Here is a 4715-nt window from a genome sequence, read left to right as displayed (position 1 = left end):
CCCTGTCGACATTATTGACTGTTATGGCAGTTGTCCTGGAATCTGTGTGCTTTCCATCTGTCACTGAGAATCCAACAGTATACGTTCCAGCATCATCATGTGTAGGAGTCCACGTAAATACATTATCTGTTAGAGTACCAAAGGGAGCATCCGTAGAATATATGAGATCGTCACCATCCATATCCGTTGCCAGGAGAGTGATGATCATATCTTGGGTTTCATTTATTTCCCAGTTACCAATATCTGCCAGCACAGGAGCACGATTCACATAAGCATTGAAACAGTTCAGTGCATCCACTCTCCCATATCCAGAAATATGATCAAAACCTGAAGATTCTACATCCTCGGCACTTTCATAAAGTATGTTCCGTACTTCAGTGGCTGACATGGTCACATCATTTCCCCACAGCTGTGCAGCCACTGCTGCAATATGGGGTGCTGATGCACTGGTCCCTGAGAAAATAGTACCAAAATTGCCTGCTCCAGTGACAGCTACACGATCAATTCCAGCAAGATCTGGTTTCTCTCTGGTCGTAGAATCGGGATATGCAATGGTCACAGGTCCTCTTGATGAAAAGAATTCTACGTCATCATGATCGATGTCATTGGCAGATATTGCTGCCACCGCAATGACATCTGGCACCGCCGGATGGCCAAATATGGAATCACTGGAAGTGAGATTCGTTTGGTCCAGAGTTACTGCGGAGGTGGGATATATGAAAAGTTCAAGAGTGCGCTGCTGTGCCGTACCATCGCTATTTCTGATCTTTATATAAGCTGGCTCTGTAAGATAGGCTGTAGTTGTCCATTCTAACGGATCACTGTTGCCATTTTGCCTATTAGTGGAAGAGGCAATGGTCCTTCCGGACTTGTCCAGGACATAAAGATCATAGTCATTGCCAGATGATCCAAATTGATCATCCCATTGGAGGAACAAATGGAAAGATGTCCTGGCGGGGAGAGGGAATATCTTGTTGTGATAGCCAGTACCATCATCAACGAACATTCCCTGATAATGCCGCATTCCTGAGTTGCCGGCAGAGGAGATGTATATAATGCTATCATTTGCTATTACTTCAGCGACGTGCTTAGCAACAACCCCATCCTCAAAAAATGGCTCATCGGGCCACGTTATATCATCTACTATGATAGTACAGCCTGCTGCTACTAGTTCATCAATGGCATTGTTAAATTCATATACACTGTTCCCATGATCATGGAAGTATAACTTTGCACCTGGAGCCATATCATAAATTATCTCCATCATGGCAATACCTTCATTGCCGCCAACGCTATTTCTCAATACTGTGACATCTGATGGCAGGTCCCCGGAAGCCCGTGCTGCAGATATTGCATCCACACCGTTGGAGATCACACCTATCTTTATGCCACTGCCATTATGATAATAGCCAGACCTTACAAGATCGGTCCTGTGGATAGCATCCCCTGCCGTCGTAACAGAACCACTGTTCACCAGCGGGCGTACAACTGTCCTTATATTGCGCACTTCTTTCAGGGAAGCTATCTCTTCCAGCCTGCTTACATCTACCCAGGCAGTAACAATTGAATTTGCTTCATCTATGCTGGTAACATTCCAGACATAAGGATCAATTACAGAGGTTTGGTTCCCCCGAAAAAGGCTGATATATACAAATACCAGCTGCTGTTCAGATTCAGTGTTAACTGCAGTTGAAGGCTGGACAGCATTAGTGTGAGATGTTGTTCCCGGGCTAGGGCACTCTGAATCCACGATCATCCCAACAAGGTCACTGCTTACTTTTTGCAGTTCTTCTGTAAGGATCATAGTATCATTGACGTTTATACTCTCTGTAAGATCTGAGGCAAGGGCCTCGTTTGCACTTGCCGTGGTTAACGAACCAGATAGAAGTATACCTGCCAATAATATAATAGCAAAACCAACCAATTGCTGAATCTGTTTTTTACAATTCATCCAAAATACCCCTTATTATTAGTATCAAAATTATACATCCCATTCACAACGAAGATTACTTTGTTAATATTATGATTTGTGGGGTATGTCATTTGAGTTTAAGTAAGTAATCTCGAATTATATTTAAACTCATATAATATTTTAAAAGCCGTACACTGTTATAGATGTATCCTTTTACTTCTTTTACATTCACTAACTCAAAAAGATAAGAATATCACCACATTTCATAAATATGAACTAATCATATACAAAAGAGATCCCCATGAGAACTATCATTACCCTGAACATGAACCCTGCAATAGACAAAAGCACTACAACAGAACATGTGATCGCTGAACGCAAGCTGTACTGCGGACCTGCCAGCTATGAGCCAGGTGGCGGTGGAGTAAATGTCTCCCGGGCCATAAAGAAACTTGGAGGAGAATCGTTGCTTGTATATCCGGCCGGTGGCATGCCTGGTAAGATGCTAAATGAACTCCTGGAACAGGAAGGGATCGATCAACTGCTCTTATCAATAAAAGGAATCACAAGAGAGAATCTTATTGTCCTTGAGGAAACTACAGGAAGGCAGTTCCGTTTTGGGATGCAGGGCCCAAAGCTTGAGAGAGATGAATGGGAACACTGCCTTCTGGAACTTTCCACTGCCAACCCGGCCCCTGATTATCTGGTAGCCAGCGGAAGCCTGCCTTTAGGTGTACCTTCTGATTTCTATGCACGCGTTGCACGTATCGGAAAGGAAATAGGCGCAAAGGTCATCATTGACGCTGCTGGCGATGCCCTTGCACATGCACTGCAGGAGGGTGTGTACCTGATCAAACCCAATGTACGCGAGTTCAGGGAGCTTGCAGGCAACAACATAAAAGAAGAGTCACAGATAACAGAAGCAGCTCAGAGCATGGTCAGGGCCGGGCAGTGCGAAGTGATGGTCATATCCCTGGGTGCGGCAGGTGCTCTGCTGGTTTCCGAAGATATTGTGGAACACATAGTGCCCCCAACTGTGCCCATTAGCAGCAAGGTGGGAGCGGGGGACAGCATGGTGGCAGGCATTGTCCTAAGCCTCTCAAGAGGAAAAGAACTAAGAGAAGCTGCCCTATATGGGATAGCTGCCGGTTCTGCTGCTGTGATGACCCCCGGGACCGAGCTATGCAGGAAAGAAGACACTGAGCGGCTCTATGCAAAAATGATATCTTCTATCTGAATAAAAGAAGGAAAACAGGAAAGATAAAAACCAATCGCCAATTAACCGATGACAGCAGAACACTCCTGAATTATCGTATCGATTCAATGAGTGCTCTGCCTTTCGGTCTATCTCAAATCCATTCTTTACTTCATCAAAAAGGCATTAAGGAACAAAATGCCTACTTCACATCCTCCTCTTTCTCATGAATCCTATAAAGACTGCACCAACTGCTCCTGCCACCAGTAAGAAGGCTACTACGTCCGAACCAGAGAATTTATTGCTGCTGCTCTCTGGTTGAGATACAGTTTCCTTGGTCATCTCATAGCCTTCCACATAGTTCTCAGGGGTTGACCTCGGAGCTTGCACACTAAGATCTTCACCTGCACCTATCTGTGACTCCATGGTCTGGTTAGATGTAGGATCCGTAGCCTGGTTGGTAATCTCCAGTTTAGGACCGCTGGAACCACTGCTGCTGTGGCTGGAGGTGCTTTGCTTCACAGGCTCGCTTGTTGCTTTATCCATGATATTCTTGTAGGTGGCAGCGGTTTGCTCATCCACAACACCTGGAACAGACATCACACCCTGTACGAATTCATCCAGCAGGGGGTTACCGCATGTGTGGTGACAACACGTTACCCCATCAGCTACCACAGACTCAGCATATTCTTTCACCAGGCTATTCAGAACCTCTTCCGATGGTTCCCAATTACCTTTCCTGATAGTTTCTATCATCCTGGCATTCATAGCCTGATATGCATATGCATTGTTGTTCTGTATCCATTCACTCAGTTCAGCATCAGCCATGTATGTTTCATAGACTTTGTCCCAGACATCATCGCTTATGAACTCGGAGCCCATTGCTTCCCATCCCCAGAGATTCTCCATGAAACTCTCCATCTCTTTAGCACCTTCAAAACCATGCTCCTGCATTCCGGTTATCCAGGCAGGATTGAAGTATCTCGCATACAGTTCATTTGCAATGTAGTTTTGGAGAGTTTCTATTTGCAGGTCGTCAAGATCCTGGAGATCCACTACATATGTATCAGGAGCGATACCAGATATGTATTTGATAGCATTGTAGAGACCACCCATATACTGATAGAAATCATCGGTATCCATCGAACCATACGTGCTTGAACTCCTGCTATGGAAGATGGCTTGTGTGCCATCAAGGTTGCTTTCGAATACCAGAGAACTGTCTACGTCTATGGCCTGGCCAGTTTGCTGCTCGATATAATCAGCTATGGTCTGTCCCCAGATATTTTCTCCGTAAACATAGCTCATCCTGTCGATATATAATTCTGCAAGTTCTGTGCTGTTGCTCCATGTATCGCTTGCAGATGCTGCATTAGCCATCCCTGTACCATAGGCCCCGTCAGCAGGACCGAATATCCTGAACAACGCAATGTCCCGAGAGAGGTTTACATCCTGAATATTCTGATCAAATACCGCCTGCAAAGCATCCGTATTCTTACGTACATAGTTGTCCTGTTCATCCTGCTCGTAGGCAAGCCTGACAGCCTGGTCAATGAGTTCTACTTTCATGGGGAAAGTATCTCTGTAGAGTCCTGAGATCTGAACTAT

General features: G+C 45.1%; 3 protein-coding genes. 1 reads left to right on the top strand and 2 read right to left on the bottom strand.

Annotated elements, in window-relative coordinates:
* On the bottom strand, positions 1-1951 hold a 1951-nt coding region (locus AB7U21_RS10365), incomplete at its 3' end, for a S8 family serine peptidase (RefSeq protein ID WP_428388840.1).
* 262 nt (positions 1952-2213) lie between these two features.
* On the opposite strand from AB7U21_RS10365, the gene AB7U21_RS10360 reads away from it, so the two are divergent.
* Positions 2214-3149, top strand: a complete 936-nt coding sequence (locus AB7U21_RS10360; protein WP_428388838.1) for a 1-phosphofructokinase family hexose kinase — start codon at positions 2214-2216, stop codon at positions 3147-3149.
* Positions 3150-3314: 165 nt separating this feature from the next.
* Here the strand turns inward: AB7U21_RS10360 and AB7U21_RS10355 are convergent.
* A partial coding sequence (locus AB7U21_RS10355) for a cobaltochelatase subunit CobN (protein ID WP_428388836.1) occupies positions 3315-4715 on the bottom strand: 1401 nt, incomplete at its 5' end.

The organism is Methanomethylovorans sp. (genome assembly GCF_050177135.1).
Taxonomy (GTDB): Archaea; Halobacteriota; Methanosarcinia; order Methanosarcinales; family Methanosarcinaceae; genus Methanomethylovorans.
Note: the sequence above shows the minus strand (reverse complement) of the source record. Positions and strands in the feature narration are given on the sequence as shown.

Coding starts and splice junctions, on each gene's coding strand:
- AB7U21_RS10360 (WP_428388838.1), top strand. CDS start 2,214: ATGAGAACTATCATTACCCTGAACATGAACCCTGCAATAGACAAAAGC.